Genomic DNA, 21,350 nt, shown 5'->3' on the forward strand with positions numbered 1-21,350 from the left:
GGCCTACGGGCGGCGGAGCGCGTCGGCGGCGTCGGTACCGCCCGCGAGCTCGGACTCCAGGAGCTGCTTGCCCAGGAGCTGCGGGTCGGGCAGCTCCATCGGGTACTCGCCGTCGAAGCAGGCACGGCAGAGGTTGGGCTTCTGGATGGTGGTCGCCTCGACCATCGCGTCGAGCGAGATGTACGAGAGCGAGTCCGCGCCCAGCGAGGTGGCGATCTCGTCGACCGTCATGCCGTTGGCGATCAGCTCGGCCCGGGTGGCGAAGTCGATGCCGAAGAAGCACGGCCACTTCACCGGCGGGGAGGAGATCCGGATGTGGACCTCGGCCGCACCGGCCTCGCGGAGCATCTTCACGAGCGCGCGCTGGGTGTTGCCGCGGACGATCGAGTCGTCGACGACCACCAGGCGCTTGCCCCGGATGACTTCCTTGAGGGGGTTGAGCTTGAGGCGGATGCCGAGCTGGCGGATCGTCTGCGAGGGCTGGATGAAGGTCCGGCCGACGTAGGCGTTCTTGACCAGGCCGGATCCGTACGGGATCCCGCTGGCTTCGGCGTATCCGACGGCGGCGGGCGTGCCGGATTCCGGCGTCGCTATCACCAGGTCGGCGTCGACCGGGGCTTCCTTGGCGAGGCGCCGGCCCATCTCGACGCGCGAGAGGTAGACGTTGCGGCCGGCGATGTCGGTGTCCGGGCGCGCCAGGTAGACGTACTCGAAGACACAGCCCTTGGGCTTCGCTTCCGCGAAGCGCGAGGTGCGCAGGCCGTTCTCGTCGATCGCGATGAGCTCGCCCGGTTCGACCTCGCGGACGAAGCTGGCGCCGCAGATGTCGAGGGCGGCGGTCTCACTGGCGACCACCCAGCCGCGCTCCAGGCGGCCGAGGACCAGCGGGCGGATGCCCTGCGGGTCACGGGCGGTGTAGAGGGTCCCCTCGTCCATGAAGACGAGCGAGAAGGCGCCCTTGACCTGAGGGAGGACCTTGGCGGCCGACTCCTCGATGGTCAGGGGCTTGCCGTCGTCGTCGGTCTGGCCGGCGAGGAGGGCGGTGACGAGGTCGGTGTCGTTGGTGGCCGCCACCTGGGTGGCGCGGCCGTCCTGACGGGGGAGGTCGGCGACCATTTCGGCAAGCTCGGCGGTGTTCACCAGGTTGCCGTTGTGACCCAGGGCAATGGAGCCGTGGGCGGTCGCGCGGAAGGTCGGTTGGGCGTTCTCCCAGACGGAAGCACCGGTGGTCGAGTAGCGGGCGTGACCGACCGCGATATGACCCTGGAGCGAACCGAGGGAGGTTTCGTCGAAGACCTGGGAAACGAGGCCCATGTCCTTGAAGACGAGGATCTGGGAACCGTTGCTCACAGCGATGCCCGCGGACTCTTGTCCGCGGTGCTGCAGTGCATACAGTCCGAAGTAGGTGAGCTTGGCGACCTCTTCACCCGGAGCCCAGACACCGAAGACGCCGCAAGCGTCCTGGGGGCCTTTTTCGCCGGGGAGCAGGTCGTGGTTGAGTCGTCCATCACCACGAGGCACGTCCCCGAGTGTAGGCGAGATCGACCACTGGTCCGAATTGGGGACGTCCGGGAAAAGTCACAGTGCGGACAGTCCGGTTACCCGTGCGGAGGGTGATCGATCACGGCGTCTCGGTATCCGGAATGCCCTGGTTGACAGGGACCTGTGCGTTCGTACAGGCTTCCGGCTCATGCAGCCCTTCGGTGACCGAGCCGTCACCCTCGTCGAGCGCCGGCACGTGGACCTGGTCCGTGTCGCGAGCGCCATCTGTCGTCGCTGCGCGTAGTTCCTCCGCGCGCTGACGCGCGCCGTCCGCCTTCTTGCGGCGTTTCCCGTCGCCACACCCGGTGTTGCGCCGTTCCGCGCTGACTTCCGCTCTCCCCTTCACCCCGCCCGTCCGGGCCGCTCCGCCGTGCCGCGCGCCGTCCCGCGCCGCCTCGGAGGGGTCTACGGGCCATGCCCTGGAGCCCTTGTGCCTTCATACGAATCCCACCTGTCCCGGCGTGCCTTCGGCGGTGCCGTCGGCGTGGGCGCCGCAACCGCCGCGGTGGGGCTGGGCGCGAGCCCCGCCGCCGCTGCCGAGAACCCCTCGGCGGGGCCCGAGGAGCGGGAGTTCCGGGCGGCCCGGGAGCGGCGTTCCCGGCGTCCGAACATCCTGTTCATCCTGGGCGACGACCTGGGCTGGGCCGACCTGTCCTCGTACGGCTCCCCGCACATCAAGACCCCGAACCTGGACCGGCTGGCGCGCCAGGGGGTGCGGTTCACCGACGCCTACTCGGGCTCCGCGACCTGCTCGCCGACCCGCTTCAGCCTGTACACGGGCCGGTATCCCGCGCGCACGAAGGGCGGGCTGGCGGAGCCGATCGCCGACAGGTCGGTGGGGCTGGAGCCGTCCCATCCGACGCTGGCCTCGCTGCTGAAGGAGGCGGGGTACTCCACCGCCCTGATCGGCAAGTGGCACGCCGGCTACCTGCCGGACTACAGCCCGACCAGGTCGGGCTGGGAGGAGTTCTTCGGGAACTTCGGCGGGGCCCTGGAGTACTACTCCAAGCTCGGTCTGGGCGGCGAGTACGACCTCTACGAGGGGGACGCCGAGTACAAGGACCTGCGCTACTACACGAGGATCATCACGGAGCGGGCGAGCGAGTACGTCTCCCGCGACCACCACGGCAGGCCGTGGCTGCTGAACCTGAACTTCACCACCCCGCACTGGCCGTGGATCGCCGAGGGGGACACGGCGCAGAGCGCCGAGATCGTCCGCCGGATCAAGGCGGGTGACGGGCGGGCGCTGTGGCACCAGGACGGCGGCTCGGTCGAGAAGTACAAGCAGATGGTCGAGGACCTGGACCGGTCGGTCGGCGAGGTGCTGAAGGCGCTGAAGCGCTCCGGGCAGGAGGAGGACACGATCGTGGTGTTCTCCAGCGACAACGGCGGCGAGCGCTTCTCGTACAACTGGCCGCTGTCGGGCAACAAGGCCTCGCTCCAGGAGGGCGGGATCCGGGTGCCCAACATCCTGCGCTGGCCCGCCCGGGTGGACGGCGGCCAGGTCAGCCGGGTGCCGGTGTTCAGCCCGGACTGGACGGCCACGCTGCTGGAGCTGGCCGGGACCCGGCCGCACCGGGCGTACCCGCTGGACGGGGTGAGCCTGGCCGGGTACCTGCTGCGCGGGGAGCGGATCGCCGAGCGGAACCTGTTCTGGCGGGTGCGCGGGGAGCGGGCGCTGCGCCGCGGGGACTGGAAGTACTACCGGGGCAAGTCGGGCCGCGACCAGCTGTTCGACCTGGCCGGGGACGTCCGGGAGCAGGCCGACAAGGCGGCGGTGGAACCGGCTCGGCTGGCGGAGCTGCGGGCGGCCTGGGAGAAGACGGACGCGGGGCTGCTGCCGTACCCGGCGTGACCCGGGGCGGGCGGTGACCCGTACCCGGCGCGGCCCGGCCGGCGTCATTCGGCGGCGGAGCCGGCCTCGGCGGTGAGGTTCTTGCCGTCGGGGGCGGTCAGCGTGAGGGCCTGGCCGTGGATGCTCCAGGTCAGGGGGCCGGCGGCGAACAGCGCGGTCAGGGCCCGTTCCTGCGCTCCCGCCGGGCCCTCGCAGGCCATCCGGGTGCTGGTCGGCGGGCCGATGGTGAGGGTGGGACCGGTGACGGTGACCGGGGCGCTGAAGCGGTTGCAGCCGAGGGTGCCGCTCACCCGGCCGTCGGGGGCGAGGGTGAAGCTCGCCGCCCGGTCGGCGGGGGCGGCGGTGCCGTCGACGGCGCCGACCGTCCAGGTGGTCGCGGTGAGCGGGGCGTCCACGGCGGGCGGCCGCGCGCTGGCGCCGTCCGGGGTGAGGGCGGCGTCCGCGGTGCCGCCCTGGCAGCCGGTGAGGGCGAACGGGGCGAGCAGGGCCAGGCCGGCGGCGAGGTTCCTGAGGGTACGCATGCCCCTGGGACGGGGCGGGGGCCCGGCCGGTTCCCCGCCCTCGCCCGTTCAGCCCATCAGGGGCAACAGTCCGGCCAGGTCGGCGCGCTCGCCGCCGGCGCTGACCGTGGCGGCGTCGAGTTCCGTCGCCCAGTCGGTCCGGCCCGTGGCGAGGCGGAGCCAGGTCAGCGGGTCGGTCTCCACCACGTTGGGCGGGGTGCCGCGGGTGTGGCGGGGGCCCTCGACGCACTGGACGACCGCGAAGGGCGGGATCCGCACCTCCACCGAGCCGCCGGGCGCCTTCACCGCGAGGGCGTCGGCGAGCAGCCGGGTGCAGGCGGCGAGGGCCTGCCGCTCGACGGGGACGTCGAGGCCGGGCAGGGCCCGGTTGAGGTCGTCGGTGTGGACGACCAGCTCCACGGTGCGGGTGACGAGGAAGTCGGCGAGGGTCATGTCCCCGATCCACAGGTCGAGGACCCGGCTGCCGGCGTTGCGCTCCAGGGCCTCGGCCATCCGCGCGGCCGCCCGGTCGTAGAGCTCGGGCAGCGGGGCGCCGCCGAGGGTCTCGCGGGCGACCTCGCTGATCTTCCCGGCGAGGGAGGCGGTGGCGAAGGGCCACTCGACGGCGCTCAGCTCGGGGACGGCGGCGGGCGGACGGGCGAGGCAGCCCGCCAGCGAGTCCGCGATCCAGGCGATGTGGGCGGCGAGCTCGGCGACGCTCCACTCCCCGAGCCCGCTGGGCCGCGCGAGCTGCTCGGGGGTCAGGCCCCGTACGGCTTCGGCGACGTGCCCGAACTGTGCGGTGACGGCCGTACGGATCTTCGCCTGGTCGTAGGCGCGCGGCTTCTTCTTCGCGGGCGGCATGGGGCGACCCTACTCGCGGCCGGCCCCGGGCGGGCCGGTCAGTCGCCGCCGCCCCCGCAGCCTCCGCCACAGCTGCTGGAGCAACTGGAGCAACTGGAGCAACTGCTGGAGGAGCCGCAGCCCGAGGAGGACGAGGAGGAGGACGCGCGTTCCTCCCGGCGCCGCTTCGCCTCCTCGGCCCGCCGGACGGCGTACGAGGTTCCGGCCGGGCTCCACTGCCGGCAGCTGTGGCGGCGGAAGGGCATCAGCGGGGCGGCGGTGACCTTGCTGACGATGCGGGACCCCCCTTCGTAGACGGCGTACTCCAGGAGGACTTCGGCGCTTTCGCAGGGGACGCCGTAGAGGACCGCCTCGTAGGGCTCGCTCATCTCGTTGATGTCGTGGTGCTCGGTGCGCAGCCGTTCCTCCGGGCCGCCGACGAGCGTCCGCCCGCTCCCGGAGCGGTAGCCGTCCTCGAACCGGTCCCGGAAGGCGACCAGGGGCGGGGCGGTGGTGGTCCGGGCGTCCGCGACGATCCAGTTCGTATCGGAGTAGCGGTGGCGGACCCCGACCCGCAGCACGGGCTGCGGCCCGTCGTGCAGTCGCCGGGCGGCGTGGCGGGCCGTGATGCCGCGGCCGAGGAGCGGGGAGCCGGGGGCGAACAGCAGCAGGGCCATGACCTGCTGGCCCGAGGCGTCGTACGGCTGCCCGGGAGGTGCCCCCAGGTCCTGGCGGAGACCCCAGACGAGGAGGGCGGTGGCGGCCGTACACAGCAGGGCCCCGGCCAGGATCGGCCACCGGCCGCGGTGGCGGTGGCCGTCGGGGAGGTCGTCGGGGACCGGGCTGCGGGCGTCCCCTGCGGCTTCCAGGACCAGGGCGCGCTGGAGCCCGCGGGAGCGCAGGCGCAGCAGGGCGCCGGTGAGGGCGAAGGCCCCGAGCGCCAGGGTCACCCCGATGCCGGCCCTGCCCACTGCGTCGGCTTCGGCGGGCCGGAACAGGCCGGGGACCGCTTCGAGGGCGATCAGGGGCACGGATACGACGGTCGCGGTCGGCAGGAAGCGGTACCAGGCGGGGAGCGCGAGCAGCAGGACCGCCGCGGGGTAGCCGTCCCACGCGGTGCCGGCGCTGTCCGCCGCCGGGTCGCCGACGGCCCGCAAGGCGATGGCGAGGAGGACGGCGGGCAGCAGGATCCAGCCTCCCGCGACGGGCCCGAGGACGGCGGGGACCCGGGCCGTGCGCCAGCGGTCGGCGTCGGTGGTCTTCCAGTCGGGGGCGCCGCCCTCGGGTATCGCCGCGGGCGGCAGGTACTTGACGATGTCGCTCACGGCGTCAGTATCCGTACGGGTGCCGTACGGAGGCGGTCCCGCGTGCCACGGAATCGCTACGGCCGGATCCCGGTTCCGGCTCCGGAGCCGGTTCCGGCGTCGAAGGTCTCGCCCCCGGCGGGCACGCCGAGGCCGCGCCAGGTGAAGGGGAGGCCGCTGGCGAGGTCGGGGTCCGGGTGGTCCATCAGCTGGAAGTGCAGGTGCGGTTCGGAGGAGTTGCCGGAGTTGCCGCACCGCGCCAGGAGCCGCCCGGCCCGTACGCGCTCGCCGGGGCGGACGGTGAGGGAGCCCTTGCGCAGGTGGGCGTAGAGGGCGTAGCGGCCGTCGCCGAGGTCGAGGACCAGGTGGTTTCCGAGGACGGCGGCCGCTCCGCCGAGGTCGCGCACGGCGGCCTCGATCAGCAACTGGTAGAGGGCCGCGGGCCAGGAGTTGCGGCTGAGGTGGTCGCGGCGGTGGTCGCTCGCGCGGAGCACGGTGGCGTCGGCCACCGCGAGCAGCGGGGCGCCGTAGGCGGGGAAGTCCTCGTTGCGGCGCACCGGCGGCCAGAGCGCGGCGAAGGGCGGACGCTGGCGGTCCGCGCCGGGTTCGCCCTCGCCGACGAGGTCGATGGCGCAGGCCTGGCCGAGGCGGTGGGTGCCGTGGCTGGGGGTCTTGTCGGCGGGGCTGTTGAGGGCGGACCAGCGGCCGGTGACCGGGGGGTCCAGTTCGACCGGGGGTTCCCCGGTGCGCGGAGCCCGGCCGGCCGTGGCGCCGACGGCGAGGCTGAGGAGGGTTCCCGCACCGGCGCAGAGCCAGAACCAGTGCATGCCGAAGGGCAGTCCGACGGCCAGGTCGGTCCCGATCATGAGCAGGGCCAGAGCCAGCAGGAGCCGGTAGAGGAAGTGGAACGGCTTGGGCACGAGGGGGTCACCTCACGGGGTCGCGGCCGACAGCAGGACGAGGAGGGGGACCACCCGGGCGCCGGGAACCTCGTGGCGGCCCCGGCCGGTCGTGTGCAGCCAGCCGGCGGCGGTCAGCTGGCGCAGGTGGTGGTAGACCTGGCCGCTCGTGCCGACCCCGTCGAGGGCGGTCAGTTCGGCGGCGGTGCGGCGGCCGGCCAGGATCTCGCGCAGCAGGCGCAGCCGTACGGGGTGGCCGAGTGCGGCGAAGGAGTCGGCGGTGCGGTGGGCGTCGGTCCCGCCGTCGGGTCCGTCGTCGAGGAGCGCGGTGGTGGGGGCGGCCTGCTGCCATTCGTAGCGCTCGCCGGTGGGGAGGGTGACCGCGCCGGTGAACAGGACCCCGCCGGTGTCGGCGCCGAGGGCGGGGAGCCGTTCCTTCCAGCCGTCCAGGGCCCAGAAGTCCCCTTCGGAGGGCTCCGGGCGCGGGGTGGGGTCCGCTTCGAGCGCGTCCAGCCGGCGTTCGAGCTCGGCGACGCGTGCTTCCAGGTCCATACCCCGAAGTTACGTGATTACGTAAGCCCGTACAAGGTCGGGCTTCCGCCGGTCCGGACGACGGACGAGCCCCCGGCCGGAGGAATCCGGACCGGGGGCTCGTACGCGTACGGGCGGGCGGGGATCAGGCCAGCAGGGCCGGGATCGTCGCCTCGTGGGCCTCGCGGAGCTCGGCCAGCGGGAGGCTGAACTCGCCCTGGACCTCGATCTCCTCGCCGTCCACCACACCGATGCGGGTCGCGGGCAGACCGCGCGCGCCGCACATGTCGGTGAAGCGGAGCTCCTCGCTGCGCGGGACGGACACGATGGCGCGGCCCGCGGACTCGGAGAAGAGGAAGGTGAAGGCGTCCAGGCCCTCGGGGACCACGACGCGCGCGCCGTTGCCGCCCTTGAGGCAGGACTCGGTCAGCGCCTGGATGACGCCGCCGTCCGACAGGTCGTGCGCGGCGTCGATCATGCCGTCGCGCGAGGCGGAGATCAGGATCTCGCCCAGCAGCTTCTCGCGGCCCAGGTCCACCTTGGGCGGCAGGCCGCCGAGGTGGTCGTGGACGACCTGCGACCAGGCGGAGCCGCCGAACTCCTCGGCGGTGTCGCCGAGCAGGTACAGCAGCTGGCCGGTCTCCTTGAACGCCATCGGCGTCCGGCGGTTGACGTCGTCGATCACGCCGAGGACCGCCACGACCGGGGTCGGGTGGATCGCCACCTCGCCGGTCTGGTTGTAGAGCGAGACGTTGCCGCCGGTCACCGGGGTGCCCAGCTCCAGGCAGGCGTCCGCGAGACCGCGACAGGCCTCGGCGAACTGCCACATGACGTCCGGGTCCTCGGGGGAACCGAAGTTCAGGCAGTCGGAGATCGCGAGCGGCTTGGCACCGGTCGCGGCCACGTTGCGGTACGACTCCGCCAGCGCCAGCTGCGCACCCGCGTACGGGTCGAGCTTGGCGTAGCGGCCGTTGCCGTCGGTGGACATGGCCACGCCGAGGTTGGACTCCTCGTCGATGCGGACCATGCCGGCGTCCTCGGGCTGCGAGAGCACCGTGTTGCCCTGCACGAAGCGGTCGTACTGGTCGGTGACCCAGGACTTCGAGGCCTGGTTCGGGGACGAGACCAGCGCCAGGACCTGCGCGCGCAGCTCCTCGGAGGTCTGCGGCCGCGGCAGCCTGCCGGCGTCGTCCGCCTGGAGCGCGTCCTGCCAGGAGGGGCGCGCGTACGGGCGGTGGTAGACGGGGCCCTCGTGGGCGACGGTGCCCGGGGGCACGTCCACGATCTGCTCGCCGTGCCAGAAGATCTCCAGGCGCTCGCCCTCGGTCACCTCACCGATGACGGTGGCGATGACGTCCCACTTCTCGCAGATCTCCATGAAGCGGTCGACGTGCTGCGGCTCGACGATCGCGCACATGCGCTCCTGCGACTCGCTCATGAGGATTTCCTCGGGCGAGAGCGTCGCGTCGCGCAGCGGGACGGTGTCCAGCTCGACGCGCATGCCGCCGGAACCGGCGGAGGCCAGCTCGGACGTGGCGCAGGAGAGCCCGGCGCCGCCGAGGTCCTGGATGCCCGCGACCAGCTTCTCCTTGAAGATCTCCAGGGTGCACTCGATGAGGAGCTTCTCCTGGAAGGGGTCGCCGACCTGGACGGCGGGGCGCTTGGTCGGCTTGGTGTCGTCGAAGGTCTCGGACGCGAGGACCGAGACGCCGCCGATGCCGTCGCCGCCCGTGCGGGCGCCGTAGAGGATGACCTTGTTGCCGGGGCCGGAGGCCTTGGCGAGGTGGATGTCCTCGTGCTTCATCACGCCGATGCAGCCGGCGTTGACCAGCGGGTTGCCCTGGTAGCAGGCGTCGAAGACGACCTCGCCGCCGATGTTGGGCAGGCCCAGGCAGTTGCCGTAGCCGCCGATGCCCGCGACGACGCCCGGCAGGACGCGCTTGGTGTCGGGGTGGTCGGCCGCGCCGAAGCGCAGCGGGTCGACGACGGCGACGGGGCGGGCGCCCATGGCGAGGATGTCGCGGACGATGCCGCCGATGCCGGTGGCCGCGCCCTGGTAGGGCTCGATGTAGCTCGGGTGGTTGTGCGACTCGACCTTGAAGGTGACCGCGTACCCCTGGCCGACGTCGACGACGCCGGCGTTCTCGCCGATGCCGACGAGCATGGCGTCGTTCTGCGGGACCTTCTCGCCGAACTGCTTCAGGTGGACCTTGCTGCTCTTGTACGAGCAGTGCTCGGACCACATGACGGAGTACATGGCGAGCTCGGCGCCGGTGGGCCGGCGGCCGAGGATCTCGCGGATCCGGGCGTACTCGTCCTCCTTGAGGCCGAGTTCCTTCCAGGGCTGGGAGGCGTCCGGGGTCTCGGAGGCGTTCTTGACGGTGTCGAGGCTCATGCGCTGACCAGCTTCTTCAGGACCGAAGTGAAGAACGGGAGGCCGTCGGTGCGACCGGTCCCGATCAGCGGCTCGACCGCGTGCTCGGGGTGCGGCATGAGGCCGACGATGTTGCCCGCGGCATTGGTGATGCCCGCGATGTCGCGCAGCGAGCCGTTCGGGTTGCCGTCCAGGTAGCGGAAGGCCACTCGGCCTTCGGCCTCCAGTTCGTCGAGCGTGCGCTCGTCGGCGGTGTAGCGGCCGTCCATGTTCTTGAGCGGTACGGAGATCTCCTGGCCGGCGGTGTAGTCGCCGGTCCACGCGGTCTCCGCGTTCTCCACCCGCAGCTTCTGGTCGCGGCAGATGAAGTGGAGGTGGTTGTTGCGGAGCATCGCCCCCGGCAGCAGGTGGGCCTCGGTGAGGACCTGGAAGCCGTTGCAGATGCCGAGGACGGGCATGCCGCCCTTGGCCTGCTCGATGATGGTCTCCATCACCGGCGAGAACCGGGAGATGGCTCCGGCGCGCAGGTAGTCCCCGTAGGAGAAGCCGCCCGCGAGGACGACCGCGTCGACCTGGTGCAGGTCCTTGTCGCGGTGCCAGAGCGAGACCGGCTCGGCCCCCGCGATGCGGACGGCGCGCAGCGAGTCACGGTCGTCGAGCGTTCCGGGGAACGTGACGACACCGATGCGAGTGGTCACCGTCAGGCCTCGACCTTCACGGTGAAGTCTTCGATGACGGTGTTGGCGAGGAACGTTTCGGCCATCTTGTGGATGCGGTCGAGGGCGGCCTGGTCGACCGGTCCCTCCACTTCCAGCTCGAAGCGCTTCCCCTGGCGGACGTCGGCGATCCCCTCGAAGCCCAGGCGCGGCAGTGCACGCTGCACCGCCTGGCCCTGGGGGTCGAGGATCTCCGGCTTGAGCATGACGTCGACTACGACGCGTGCCACTGGCACTCCCGATGAGGTGGTTGGTGCAAGGCGGTTCCCTCAGCGTACCCGGCCGAAATTTCTACGCGGGTAGATATCTGGCGGCCGCGACCGGCCCGCCGTTTCGGCTTCACCAACGCTTCGCAAAATCCACCGGAAAACCACGCGCCCGCCATTGCGGCGGGACACGCGGGGAGAATTAACTGGGCTTCGCAATTCAATGAGAATCGCGGTACAAAGGAATCAGCCGGGATTCCGACGGTTTGATGCATTCCACCGAAACATCCACACAGGCGACATCACCGCACGTCACGCGTGCGGGGACGGCGCACGAAGGGACCGATATCCGTGGCGCAGCGCGTAGTAGTCACGATCTCCGACGACATCGACGGCGGAGAAGCGGCGGAAACGGTCGTGTTCGCTCTGGACGGTAAGACGTACGAGATCGACCTCAATGTGGCCAACGCAAAGAAACTGCGGAAGGGCCTGGCCCCCTTCGTGGCCGCGGGTCGCCGGCAGTCCCGTTCCGGCAAGACGTTCAAGCACACGTCCGTCGCCCCCGATCCGGCGGTCGTGCGGGCCTGGGCCCGGTCCAACGGCCACGACGTACCGCCCCGCGGGCGCATCCCGAAGCGGGTCTACGCGGCCTACAACGAAGCCCACTGACCCCTGATTTGCCATCCACCCCCTCTGATCGGCTAGTGTGTGGATCACGCCGAGGGGCCAGGCGGAAAAGCCGAAGCCCCGAAGTCGTGCGGGTGTAGTTCAGTAGCAGAACACCCCCCTTCCAGGGGGGAGGCGCAGTGTGCAATCCCTGTCACCCGCTCTGCACGCTTTACCGACCACGGTTGTGGATCAGGTAGAGTGATGCACGCAGAGCACGGCACTTGTGCCGTGGGAAGCATGCGGACGTAGCTCAGTTGGTAGAGCACCACCTTGCCAAGGTGGATGTCGCGCGTTCGAGTCGCGTCGTCCGCTCAGAGGACAAAGGCCCCGATCTTCGATCGGGGCCTTTGTCGTTCTCCGGCGCCATCACCTCGCCCCCCCTTTTTTTGTGGCACACGTCACTTTCCGATGACAAATGTCATCGCGGGCCGTGACGGCGCGCACTGCCGGAACGCCCGGCCCGCGCCGAGGCTGGATCCATGACCGAATCAGGGAAGCCCGGCCCGGCGGGCGCCCCGGGCCGGGTCGGGGCGGCCCGGCCGGCCCGGATCCGCTTCGTCCTGCCCGACGGGATGCCCGCCGCCCGTCTTCCGCTGCCGCTGCTCGCGGCCGCGGACGGCCGGCGCGTGGAGATCCGTACCGAACGGCTCCAGTACGACCTCGGCCTGCTGCTGCGCTGGGCCCACGACGACGGGGTGGAACTGGCCGCGCTCGACGCCCGCCACGCCTCCCCGGAAGGGGCCTTCGCCGAGGAACCGCCGACCCCGGGCCGGCCGTCGTCCTCATGGTGGCCGGGGCGCTGGTGGCGAGCGGTCACCTCCCGGCGCCGCCCGCCGTCACACTGGTCTGGATCATGGTCGCGGTAACGGCCGCCCGAGGGCGGTCCGCCGGGTACCGCGCCGCGAGTACGAGGGATCCGGGGGGACGGGCCGTGTCGAAGCTGACCGGGTGGTGGAAACGCCGCAGCAGTGCGGGGAAGGTCGAGCTCTACACGCGCTGGTCCTTCCACTTCTTCATAGTCATGGAGATCGCGGGGTTCGGGCTGCCCGGGCTGGTCCCGGCGGCCAACGGCGGATCGGTCGCGGTCTCCTTCGCCCTCCTCCTGGTGGTGAGCGTCCACTCCCTCCTGGTCGGGTGCCTGACCTCCAGGGCGCTGGACTGGATCGTGGGCAGCCGGGAACGGCCCGTACGGCTGATGGTGGCGGTGTCCGTCGTGACGGCCGTCGCCTGCCTGGCCCTCCTCGTCCTGCGCCGGACCGGACACGTCGAGGGGTCGGTGTCCATCACGATGGTGTTCGGGCTGGCCGGCTTCGGCTGTGGCGCGGTGGTGCTGTCCCTGGAGAAGGTCCGGCACATGCGGTACGTCCCGCTGATCGCGGCCGGGGGCGCCGGCGTGGCCGCGTACGCCCTCGGGATCCCCCTGGGCGAGGCCCTCGGCCACCTGATCGGGACTCTGCTGTCCGGCGTGTTCCTGGGCGTCGCGTACGGGTTCTCCGGGTGGCTGCTGACCACCGTCCACGAGCTGGACCGGGCCCGCGAGCTCCAGGCGCAGCTCGCGGTGGCCGAGGAGCGGCTGCGGTTCGGCCGGGACCTCCACGACGTGATGGGCCGCAACCTCGCGGTGATCGCGCTCAAGAGCGAGCTGGCGGTCCAGCTGGCCCGGCGCGAACGGCCGGAGGCCGTCGACCAGATGATCGAGGTGCAGCGGATCGCACGGGAGTCGCAGCGGGAGGTGCGCGACGTGGTGCGGGGGTACCGGGAGGCGGACCTGTCGGTGGAGCTGGAGGGCGCGCGCGGGGTGCTGAGCGCCGCCGGGATGGACTGCCGGGTCGAATTCGAGGCGGCGGGGCGGACGCTGTCGGCCGAGGTGCAGTCGGCGCTGGGCTGGGTGGTCCGGGAGGCGACCACGAACGTACTGCGGCACGGGGACGCCCGGAACTGCCTGATCCGGGTGACGGCCGGGGGCCCTTCCGGCACGGTGACCTTGCTGGTGGAGAACGACGGGGCGCCCGAGGCCCCGGCCGGCCCGCCCGGATCCGGGCTCGCGGGACTGCGGGAGCGGCTCGCGGCGGTGGACGGAACCTTGCTGGCGGGACCGGTCGAGGGCGGCCGGTTCCGGCTGCGGGCCGAGGTTCCGGGAGACGGAACGAGACGAGTGGAGGTGCGGGCGTGACTCCCGTACGGGTACTTCTGGCCGATGACGAGCACCTGATCCGGGGTGCGCTGGCCGCGCTGCTGGGCCTGGAGGACGACCTGGTGGTCGTCGCCGAGGCCGCCTCGGGGCCGGAGGCCCTGGCGATGGCGAGGGCTCACCGGCCCGACGTGGCGGTGCTCGACCTGGAGATGCCGGGGGCCGACGGTGTGAGCGTCGCCACAGCGATCCGGGCCGAACTGCCCGACTGCCGGACCATGATCGTGACCAGTCACGGCCGTCCCGGGCACCTGAAGCGGGCCCTCGCGGCGGGCGTGCGGGCCTTCGCCCCGAAGACGGTGTCGGCGCAGCGGCTGGCCGAGCTGATCCGCACCGTGCACGGCGGAGGCCGTTACGTGGACCCGGAGTTGGCGGCCGACGCGATCAGCGCGGGGGACTCCCCGCTGACGGCCCGGGAGGCCGAGGTGCTGGAACTCGCGGCGGACGGGGCGCCGATCGTGGAGATCGCGGAGCGGGCCTCGCTGTCACCGGGGACGGTGCGCAACTACCTGTCGTCGGCGGCCACGAAACTGGGCGCCGAGAATCGGCACACCGCAGTGCGTCTCGCACGCGAGCGAGGTTGGGTATAGTTGTCCTCGCGCCAAGGCGCACAGGCGGACATAGCTCAGTTGGTAGAGCACCACCTTGCCAAGGTGGATGTCGCGCGTTCGAGTCGCGTTGTCCGCTCAGCTGAAGGCCCCGATCGGTTCTCCGATCGGGGCCTTCTTCGTGTGTCAGCTCCAGGTCTGGCCGGTGAGGCGCTCGTAGGCCTCCACGTACTTGGCCCGGGTCCGCTCGACGACCTCCTGCGGGAGGACGGGCGGCGGCAGTTCGCCCTTGGAGTTCCAGCCGGAGGCCGGGGAGGCCAGCCAGTCACGGACGTACTGCTTGTCGAACGAGGGCTGGGCGTGGCCCGGCTCCCACTGGTCGGCGGGCCAGAAGCGGGAGGAGTCCGGGGTGAGGACCTCGTCCGCGGCGACCAGGACGCCGTCCTTGTCGAAGCCGAACTCGAACTTGGTGTCCGCCAGGATGATCCCGCGCTCGCGCGCGATGTCCCGGGCGCGCCCGTACACGGCGAGGGTGGCCTGGCGCAGCAGCGCGGCCGTCTCGGCGCCGGTGGTGCGGGCGACCTCCTCGTAGGAGACGTTCTCGTCGTGGTCGCCGACCGCGGCCTTGGCGGCCGGGGTGAAGATCGGGGCGGGCAGCTCGGAGCCGTCCACGAGGCCCTCGGGGAGGGCGAGTCCGCAGACCGTACGGGACTTCTCGTACTCGGCGAGGCCGGAACCGGTGAGGTAGCCGCGGGCCACGCACTCGACGGGGACCATGTCGAGGTTCTGGCAGACCAGGGCGCGGCCGGCCCAGTCGGCGGGGGCGCCGGCGGGCAGCTCGGTGCTGATGACGTGGTTCGGGACCAGGTCGGCGAGCTGGTCGAACCACCAGAGGGAGAGCTGGGTCAGGATGCGGCCCTTGTCCGGGATCTCGGTGGGCAGCACCCAGTCCGCGGCGGAGATGCGGTCGCTGGCGACCATGACGAGGCGGCCGTCCTCGTCGCGGTAGAGGTCACGGACCTTGCCGGTGTGGAGGTGGACGAGGCCGGGCACCTGCACCGGCTCGGGCTTTTCGACGAATCCGGGCACGGAGTCTCCCTGTGGTTCTGTACGAGCGCAGGGCCATTCTCCCGCACGGGGGCCCGTGCCCGGGTCGGGGGGTCGGCCGTGCGGGTCGGCGGGGGCGTCTTCGCGGGGGCTTCCGGGCGGGGTGAACGGGGCGGGCGGGGTCAGTCGCGCTTGCAGATCCGGTCGAGGAGGTTGGCCGTGGCGCGCTGGACGCGCTCGTCCACGTGGCCGGGGCGGTCGAGCGCCGGGGACCACGCGAAGGTGCCGGACGCGAAGACCAGGGCGCCGCTGGGCGCGCGGTAGAGGGAGGTCTCCTGGTGGCGCTTGGCGCCCTCGCTGTCGAGGTACGGGGAGTGCGCGAGCAGGATCCGGTCCCGGTGCTCCGGGAGCTGGGTGCGCGGGAAGTAGCGGTCGGCCTCGCCGGCGACCAGGCCGTCGAGCTCGTCGTTCTCGGCCGCGCCCGTGGAGTCCCAGAGCCAGTGCGTGGCGTTGCGCACGACCAGGGGGGCGGGGTCGGGGACCCGGCCCGCGTACTGGATGCCGAGGAGCTGCTGTTCGGGGCGGTCGACCTCGCGCCACAGGCTGGGCCGGCCGGGGCCGCGGCGTTTTCGGCAGGTGAGGAGGCGGTCCTCGACCCCGGAGGGGGACGGGCCCAGTTCGACCTGCCAGTACATGGTGTTGGCGGAGAGGAAGACCAGCGAGGTCCCGTGGTCGCGGGCGCGCTCGGCGGTGCGGCGCATGGGGGCCGACCAGTACTCGTCGTGGCCGGGGAAGACCAGGCCCCGGTAGCGGGTGGGGTCGACGCGGCCGGCGTGGAGGTCGCGGGTGTCGGCGTAGGCGAGGTCGTAGCCGTAGCGCTCGGCCCAGCGGATGAAGTCGTAGGCGTGGCCGACGTGCAGGGGCAGGCCTGCGCCCGCGTAGGGGCGGTCGAAGGAGACCGTGATGGCGGCGTCGCGTTCGCCGAGGAGACGGCCCTCCTCGTCCCAGGCGTGGTAGAGGCTGGCGCCGGTGCGGCCGTCCTCGGGGTAGAGGTTGTAGGCCTGCCAGGTGACGTCGGGGAGCAGCAGGAGGAGGTCGGCGGGGCGGTCGTCGCGGACCGTGAAGGGGATGTGGGAGCGGTAGCCGTCGACGGTGGTCAGGACGGCCACGTACGCGCCGACGCTCCAGTACGAGGGGACCTGGAGGCGCCAGGAGAGCCACCAGTGGTGGCAGGAGACGGTGCGGTCGGCGGTGAGCGGGGGCGGCTGCACGATCCCGGACAGCCGGGGACTGGTGGTGATCTTGGATGCGCCGTCGCCGGCGTAGTGGCCGATCCGGTAGACGTCGACCGAGAACTGCTGGGGCGGGTCGACGGTGATGTGGAAGTCGATGGCCTCGCCGGGGGCGACCGCGCCGGTGGAGGCGAAGCCCTTGATCTGGCGGTGCACGTCGTCCGCGGTGAGCGGGCCGCTGCTGCGGGCGCGGGGGACCCGGCCGGGGGCCGCGGCCGGGTCCACGTACCAGGGGACGACGTGGCCGGTGTCGTCGAAGTACAGCTCGCTGCCGCGGAACCAGGGCAGGGGGCCCTGGCCGAAGGGGTCGTTGACCGCGTGCGCGAGCGCACCTGACTCCCACCGCCGGATCTGGTCCGCACCCATACCGTCCCCTCCCTCGCTCCCCCGAACGCGATTCCGTCATTCCGGCCCGGCGGTTTTCGGACAGCTCCGCCGCGACCGGTCCCAGCACATCACATAACGCGCGCAGTCCGTCACCGTTCGTCGCGAATTGGCGTGACCGGAACCCCGGGCGCCGCGCTCAGACGAGGCGGACGGGCTTCTCGGGGCGTACGCCGACCTCTGCGAGCCAGTCGCGCAGGGGCGCCGGGTCCCCTTCCTCGACCAGCGAGAGCACCCTGGGGGCCAGGTCGGCGCGGCGCCGGCCGCCGACGAGGAGGACGGGGCCGTCGAGCCAGTCCAGGCCGGGGGCCGCGCCGGCCGAGTCCACGGCGGCGCAGCAGACCAGCGCGGTGACGTGGTCGGCCAGCAGGTCCCGGCCACTGCGCGGGGGCTGGAGCGGGAAGAGCGGGAGCGTGTCCGCGCCGCCGGTGCGGCCGGAACCCGCGGCGGAGCCGGCGGCGCGTTCCTCCCGGGCCAGGTCCCCGCCGATCCGCCCGGCCAGGGCGTCCCCGGCGGCGGCTTCGCCGGTGGGGTCGGTGAGGTACGCGAGCACCCGCTCCAGCGTCGGGCCGCCGAAGCCGTCGCCGGCGGGCGGAGCGAAGGCGGGGCGCCCGCCGATGGCGGCTTCGGCGGACCGGCCGGCCCCGGTGGACGGGCCCACGGGGGCCGTGACGGGGCCGGGGGCGGGGCTGGGAGCGGGGGCGGGGCTCGGGCCGGGGCTCGACGCGGGAGTCGTGGCCGGTACCGGGGACATCGCCTGTACCGGGGCCGTCGCCTGTACCGGGGCCGTCGCCGGTACCGGAGCCGTCGCCGGTACCGGGGCCGTCGGCGCTACCGGAGCCGTCGCCGGTACCGGAGCCGTCGGCGCTACCGGGGCCGTCGGCGGGGTCTGGGGGGACGGCGGGGTCTGGGGGGACGGCGGGGGCGTCGGGAGGCCCGTCGGGACGGAGAGGGCGTCCAGCGCCGCGTGGAGGCGGGATGCCTCCGTGCGCCACTTGCGGTCGACGACCTCCTCCGGGTACGCCGCCCAGTCCACCGGCGACCAGTCCGGCCCGGCCTCGGCCGGACCGCCGTGGAAGAGCCGGGCGGCCAGCAGGGAGGTGGCCTCGTCGACCGCCCCGGGCTGCTCCAGCAGATCGCACGCGGGGCGCTCGCCCAGCCGCGAGGTGAACTCGTCGGCCAGCCGGTCGCGACGCGAGAGCTCGGTCAGGGCGGAGACCACCCCGGCGTCGAGGTGCGCGGGCCAGCGGCCCATCCGCCAGGCGGGCAGGGCGACCCGGGTCAGCAGCCGGTCCCAGCCCGCGTAGGCGAGGCCGACCTGCTCCTGGGCGACGATGCGCAGCGCGTAGTCCACGCCCTGGGCGCGGTCGGAGGCGGCGGCGGCCACCCCGCGCTCCATCTCGGCGGCGTCCGTCCGGCACAGCCGCAGCAGCAGCCGGGCGGGATGCGCGATCCAGCCCAGGCCGGGCCGGCTCCCGACGTCCACGGCGGCGTCGAGTCCGCGGACGAAGGCGCGCGCGTCGGCTATGTCCGGATGGGCGGAAGGGCCCGTACCGGCGACGACGGGCGCGAGGACGGCCCGTAGCTCGGCGACCCGCATCCACCACAGGAAGGGCGAGCCGATCACCAGCACGGGGGCGGCGCCCGGCTCGGACTCGGGCCCCGCGGACGTGCGCGCGCCGGCCCGGCGGTGGGCCGCGTGCGCACGGTCCTCCAGCCAGCTGTCGCAGTCCGGGGTCAGGGCTATCGCGGAGGGCGCGGGGACGTCCATCCGGTCGGCGAGGTCGCGCACCAGGCGGTAGAGGTCGGGCGCGGCGGCCTCGGAGAGCGGGACCGTCGGCGTCACGGCGGGGCGGGCGCGCAGGACCACGGCGCCGAAGATCCCGCCGGCCAGCAGCACCAGCGCGGCGACCGCGCACACGGCCAGGGTCACCGTCGGCCAGGGGTCACCGGCCAGCCGGCCCGTCATCCGGGCGGCCACGAGCACCACCGCGAGGGCGGCGGGCAACAGCACGGCGGCCAGCGCCCTGCTGCGGACCCGCAGCACGGCGAGGGCCCGGGAACGCGCGGAGGGCGTGCCCACTTCTGCGATCGAACCGGTTCCGGACACGGCCGGACCTCACCCCCTCTGCCCTGCGGCGGCGTTGCTCACTCCCCCACTGTGACACCCGCCACCGACATCGCAATGCCGGTGGGCCATGTGCCGGAATGCTTGCGCCGCACCCTAGTTGGGGCCGGGGCGGACGTCAGGCGGTCCGGGTGACGATCACCCGATGGAATGGCTTTGGGCAAAGGTGGGTGCGTTCGAACGCGGCCGGATGCAGTCGCACGCGAAGACGCGCGCGGGCCCGGTGCGCCTTTCCCGCGCACCGGGCCCGCTCCGCCACGACCCTGCTGGTCAGCGGCCTTCGGCCGCCTTGGCCGCAATGTCCGTACGGTGCTGCGAACCGTCGAGCCTGATCCGCGAAACCGCCTTATACGCCTTCTCGCGCGCCTGTGCCAGGTCGGAACCGGTCGCCGTCACCGACAGCACCCGACCGCCCGCACTGACGACCGCGTCGCCCTCGTGCCGGGTCCCGGCGTGGAGCACGTAGGCGTCGGGCGCGTCCAGGGCCGCCACCTCGGCGAGGCCCTCGATCGGGTCCCCGGTCCGCGGGGTCTCCGGGTAGTTGTGCGAGGCGATGACCACCGTGACGGCGGCGTCGTCGCGCCAGCTGAGCGGCGGCTCGGCGTCCAGGGTGCCGCGGGCGGCGTTCAGCAGGACGCTGGCGAGCGGGGTGCGCAGCCGGGCGAGGACGACCTGGGTCTCGGGGTCGCCGAAGCGGGCGTTGAACTCGATGACCCGGGTGCCGCGGGAGGTGATCGCGAGGCCGGCGTAGAGCAGGCCGGAGAAGGGGGTGCCGCGGCGGCGGAGTTCGTCGACGGTGGGCTGGAGGACCAGCGCCATGACCTCGTCGACCAGCTTGGGGTCGGCCCAGGGGAGCGGCGAGTAGGCGCCCATGCCGCCGGTGTTGGGGCCCTCGTCGCCGTCGAGCGCGCGCTTGAAGTCCTGCGCGGGCTGGAGCGGGAGGACGGTGACGCCGTCGGTGATGGCGAAGAGGGAGACCTCGGGGCCGTCGAGGTACTCCTCGATGACGACCCGGTCGCAGGCCAGCGCGTGGGCGCGGGCGGCGGCCCGGTCCTCGGTGACCACGACGCCCTTGCCGGCCGCGAGACCGTCGTCCTTGACGACGTAGGGGGCACCGAAGGCGTCGAGCGCCTCGTCGACCTCCTCCGCGGTGGTGCAGACGTAGCTGCGCGCCGTCGGGACCCCGGCGGCGGCCATCACGTCCTTGGCGAAGGCCTTGGAGCCCTCCAGCTGAGCCGCCTGCGCGGACGGGCCGAAGACGGGGATGCCGGCCGCGCGGACGGCGTCGCCGACCCCGGCCACCAGGGGTGCCTCCGGGCCGACGACGACCAGGTCGGCGCCGAGTTCGGTGGCGAGCGCCGCGACCGCGGCGCCGTCGAGGGCGTCGACCGGGCGCAGCTCCGCCACCTCGGCGATGCCGGCGTTGCCGGGGGCGCAGTACAGCGCGGAGACGTCGGGGTCGAGGGACAGAGAGCGGCACAGGGCGTGTTCGCGGGCGCCGCCGCCGATGACGAGGACCTTCACGCCGCCCAGGGTAGCCCGGACGGCGTGGCGCGTTTCGTGCGGCCACCCAACTACAGGGGGCTACTCATTCGTGTATTCCTCCACAACGGTGGCTCCGAGCTCGCGCACGATGAGGTCGTGTCCGGTCAGGGCGCTCTCGACCAGGTCGGGATCGTCCTCCTCGGCGAAGTCGTCCTCGGGGGCGACCGGCGGGGGCGCCTGCTGTACGGGCGGCTGCGGGGCGGGGGCCGACTGCTGGGGCGGCTGGTACTGCTGCTGCGGGGCGGGCGCCTGGGGCTGCTGCGGGGGCGGCGGCGGGGTGTGGGCGGGTGCGGCCGGGGCCCCGTACGAGGACTGCTGGACGGGGGCCGGGATGCCGCCCCCGCCCGCGCCGACGACGGCGTCGATCTTCCAGTTGACCTGGAACTGCTCGGCCAGCACCGCCTTGAGGACGTCCTCGCTGCCGCTGCTCGCGAAGTTGTCGCGGGCTCCGGGGTTGGGGAAGCCGAGCTGGAGGGTGGTGCCGTCGAAGCCGGTGACCTGGGCGTTCTGGCTGAGCAGGATCCAGGTGAAGCGGCGGCGGTTCTTCACGGCGTCCAGGACGGCGGGCCACATCGCCTGGACCTGCCCGGCTCCCGCGGCCATGCCGGGGGAGGACGCGGCGGCGGGGGCGGCGGCCGGCGCCGGGGCCGGCGCGGGGGCGGCGGGCGCGGGCGCCGGGGTCCCGCTGCCGGGGGCGGCGGCGCTGGGCCAGGCCCCGGCGGCGGGCTGCGCGGGGGCGGGCTGCGCCGCGGCCGGCGCGGCGGCGCCCGGCCAGG

The 21,350-nt window shown here is 73.2% G+C and carries 18 protein-coding genes, 3 tRNA genes and 2 pseudogenes; 9 read left to right on the plus strand and 14 right to left on the minus strand.

Translation table 11 applies throughout. From position 1 onward, the window contains the following. Positions 1 to 3: 3 nt before the first annotated feature. Positions 4 to 1,521: an amidophosphoribosyltransferase gene (gene purF / locus ABZW32_RS24280; RefSeq protein WP_030225597.1), complete on the minus strand. Its 1,518-nt coding sequence runs from the start codon at positions 1,519 to 1,521 to the stop codon at positions 4 to 6. Between the two features lie 169 nt (positions 1,522 to 1,690). Here purF and ABZW32_RS24285 point away from each other — a divergent pair, with 169 nt between their 5' ends. Continuing rightward, positions 1,691 to 1,786: a putative leader peptide gene (locus tag ABZW32_RS24285; protein WP_356219173.1), complete on the plus strand. Its 96-nt coding sequence runs from the start codon at positions 1,691 to 1,693 to the stop codon at positions 1,784 to 1,786. 186 nt (positions 1,787 to 1,972) lie between these two features. Beyond that, the gene (locus ABZW32_RS24290) at positions 1,973 to 3,397 is read left to right on the plus strand and encodes a sulfatase-like hydrolase/transferase (protein ID WP_356219176.1); all 1,425 of its coding nucleotides are present in this window, start codon (positions 1,973 to 1,975) and stop codon (positions 3,395 to 3,397) included. A gap of 44 nt (positions 3,398 to 3,441) precedes the next feature. Here the strand turns inward: ABZW32_RS24290 and ABZW32_RS24295 are convergent, their stop codons facing one another. The 8 genes from ABZW32_RS24295 to purS all read right to left on the minus strand — a co-directional run bounded on the left by ABZW32_RS24295 (position 3,442) and on the right by purS (position 10,800). Then, a complete protein-coding gene (locus ABZW32_RS24295; protein ID WP_356219178.1) occupies positions 3,442 to 3,918 on the minus strand; it encodes an META domain-containing protein in 477 nt (158 codons plus the stop codon). A 48-nt stretch (positions 3,919 to 3,966) separates the two neighbouring features. Beyond that, the gene (locus ABZW32_RS24300; protein ID WP_356219181.1) at positions 3,967 to 4,761 is read right to left on the minus strand and encodes a sterol carrier family protein; all 795 of its coding nucleotides are present in this window, start codon (positions 4,759 to 4,761) and stop codon (positions 3,967 to 3,969) included. A 38-nt stretch (positions 4,762 to 4,799) separates the two neighbouring features. Further along, positions 4,800 to 6,065 carry a hypothetical protein gene (locus tag ABZW32_RS24305; protein ID WP_356219183.1) on the minus strand — a complete coding sequence of 422 codons (1,266 nt, stop codon included), beginning with the start codon at positions 6,063 to 6,065 and terminating at the stop codon, positions 4,800 to 4,802. A 56-nt stretch (positions 6,066 to 6,121) separates the two neighbouring features. Continuing rightward, entirely contained in the window at positions 6,122 to 6,910 is a 789-nt protein-coding gene (locus ABZW32_RS24310) for a M23 family metallopeptidase (RefSeq protein WP_356219222.1), read from the minus strand. Positions 6,911 to 6,976: 66 nt separating this feature from the next. Then, positions 6,977 to 7,495, minus strand: a complete 519-nt coding sequence (locus ABZW32_RS24315) for a winged helix-turn-helix domain-containing protein (protein ID WP_356219186.1) — start codon at positions 7,493 to 7,495, stop codon at positions 6,977 to 6,979. A gap of 124 nt (positions 7,496 to 7,619) precedes the next feature. Then, positions 7,620 to 9,869: a phosphoribosylformylglycinamidine synthase subunit PurL gene (purL, locus tag ABZW32_RS24320; protein WP_356219188.1), complete on the minus strand. Its 2,250-nt coding sequence runs from the start codon at positions 9,867 to 9,869 to the stop codon at positions 7,620 to 7,622. Then, entirely contained in the window at positions 9,866 to 10,546 is a 681-nt protein-coding gene (gene purQ / locus ABZW32_RS24325; RefSeq protein WP_356219191.1) for a phosphoribosylformylglycinamidine synthase subunit PurQ, read from the minus strand. The genes purL and purQ overlap by 4 nt, the downstream gene beginning before the upstream one ends. 2 nt (positions 10,547 to 10,548) lie before the next feature. Beyond that, the gene (gene purS / locus ABZW32_RS24330) at positions 10,549 to 10,800 is read right to left on the minus strand and encodes a phosphoribosylformylglycinamidine synthase subunit PurS (RefSeq protein ID WP_008740952.1); all 252 of its coding nucleotides are present in this window, start codon (positions 10,798 to 10,800) and stop codon (positions 10,549 to 10,551) included. A gap of 321 nt (positions 10,801 to 11,121) precedes the next feature. Here purS and ABZW32_RS24335 point away from each other — a divergent pair, with 321 nt between their 5' ends. The 7 genes and pseudogenes from ABZW32_RS24335 (at position 11,122) to ABZW32_RS24365 (ending at position 14,317) form a co-directional block, all read left to right on the plus strand. After that, positions 11,122 to 11,439 carry an Lsr2 family protein gene (locus ABZW32_RS24335; RefSeq protein ID WP_356219194.1) on the plus strand — a complete coding sequence of 106 codons (318 nt, stop codon included), beginning with the start codon at positions 11,122 to 11,124 and terminating at the stop codon, positions 11,437 to 11,439. An 88-nt stretch (positions 11,440 to 11,527) separates the two neighbouring features. Next, a tRNA-Gly gene (locus tag ABZW32_RS24340) sits at positions 11,528 to 11,599 on the plus strand. A gap of 79 nt (positions 11,600 to 11,678) precedes the next feature. Beyond that, positions 11,679 to 11,751, plus strand: a tRNA-Gly gene (locus tag ABZW32_RS24345). Positions 11,752 to 11,963: 212 nt separating this feature from the next. Then, a pseudogene (locus tag ABZW32_RS24350) lies at positions 11,964 to 12,305 on the plus strand (hypothetical protein); the annotation flags it as partial. A gap of 65 nt (positions 12,306 to 12,370) precedes the next feature. Continuing rightward, entirely contained in the window at positions 12,371 to 13,612 is a 1,242-nt protein-coding gene (locus ABZW32_RS24355) for a histidine kinase (RefSeq protein WP_356219196.1), read from the plus strand. Beyond that, positions 13,609 to 14,220, plus strand: coding sequence for a response regulator transcription factor (locus ABZW32_RS24360; RefSeq protein WP_356219198.1), 612 nt, complete (start codon positions 13,609 to 13,611; stop codon positions 14,218 to 14,220). Before ABZW32_RS24355 ends, ABZW32_RS24360 begins: the two co-directional genes overlap by 4 nt. Before the next feature lie 24 nt (positions 14,221 to 14,244). Beyond that, positions 14,245 to 14,317, plus strand: a tRNA-Gly gene (locus tag ABZW32_RS24365). 47 nt (positions 14,318 to 14,364) lie between these two features. On the opposite strand, the gene ABZW32_RS24370 is transcribed toward ABZW32_RS24365, so the two are convergent. From ABZW32_RS24370 to ABZW32_RS24390, 5 genes and pseudogenes are all read right to left on the minus strand, one after another. Continuing rightward, the gene (locus ABZW32_RS24370) at positions 14,365 to 15,267 is read right to left on the minus strand and encodes a phosphoribosylaminoimidazolesuccinocarboxamide synthase (RefSeq protein ID WP_356219200.1); all 903 of its coding nucleotides are present in this window, start codon (positions 15,265 to 15,267) and stop codon (positions 14,365 to 14,367) included. A gap of 140 nt (positions 15,268 to 15,407) precedes the next feature. Then, on the minus strand, positions 15,408 to 16,883 hold the full coding sequence (locus tag ABZW32_RS24375) for a N,N-dimethylformamidase beta subunit family domain-containing protein (RefSeq protein ID WP_356219202.1): 1,476 nt from the start codon (positions 16,881 to 16,883) through the stop codon (positions 15,408 to 15,410). A 157-nt stretch (positions 16,884 to 17,040) separates the two neighbouring features. Then, a complete protein-coding gene (locus ABZW32_RS24380; protein WP_356219205.1) occupies positions 17,041 to 19,011 on the minus strand; it encodes a hypothetical protein in 1,971 nt (656 codons plus the stop codon). Positions 19,012 to 19,299: 288 nt separating this feature from the next. After that, positions 19,300 to 20,553: a phosphoribosylamine--glycine ligase gene (gene purD, locus ABZW32_RS24385; RefSeq protein WP_356219207.1), complete on the minus strand. Its 1,254-nt coding sequence runs from the start codon at positions 20,551 to 20,553 to the stop codon at positions 19,300 to 19,302. A gap of 60 nt (positions 20,554 to 20,613) precedes the next feature. Then, positions 20,614 to 21,350 (minus strand): annotated as a pseudogene (locus ABZW32_RS24390) (DNA polymerase III subunit gamma and tau); the annotation flags it as partial.

Source organism: Streptomyces sp. NPDC004667, assembly GCF_040609475.1.
In the GTDB taxonomy this organism is placed as follows: Bacteria; Actinomycetota; Actinomycetes; order Streptomycetales; family Streptomycetaceae; genus Streptomyces.

What these genes read in the sequence shown, in the direction of transcription:
- ABZW32_RS24285 (WP_356219173.1), top strand. Translation starts at nt 1,691, where the DNA reads ATGCAGCCCTTCGGTGACCGAGCCGTCACCCTCGTCGAGCGCCGGCAC.
- ABZW32_RS24295 (WP_356219178.1), bottom strand. Translation starts at nt 3,918, where the DNA reads ATGCGTACCCTCAGGAACCTCGCCGCCGGCCTGGCCCTGCTCGCCCCG.
- ABZW32_RS24300 (WP_356219181.1), bottom strand. Translation starts at nt 4,761, where the DNA reads ATGCCGCCCGCGAAGAAGAAGCCGCGCGCCTACGACCAGGCGAAGATC.
- ABZW32_RS24310 (WP_356219222.1), bottom strand. Translation starts at nt 6,910, where the DNA reads ATGATCGGGACCGACCTGGCCGTCGGACTGCCCTTCGGCATGCACTGG.
- ABZW32_RS24315 (WP_356219186.1), bottom strand. Translation starts at nt 7,495, where the DNA reads ATGGACCTGGAAGCACGCGTCGCCGAGCTCGAACGCCGGCTGGACGCG.
- purL (WP_356219188.1), bottom strand. Translation starts at nt 9,869, where the DNA reads ATGAGCCTCGACACCGTCAAGAACGCCTCCGAGACCCCGGACGCCTCC.
- ABZW32_RS24375 (WP_356219202.1), bottom strand. Translation starts at nt 16,883, where the DNA reads ATGGGTGCGGACCAGATCCGGCGGTGGGAGTCAGGTGCGCTCGCGCAC.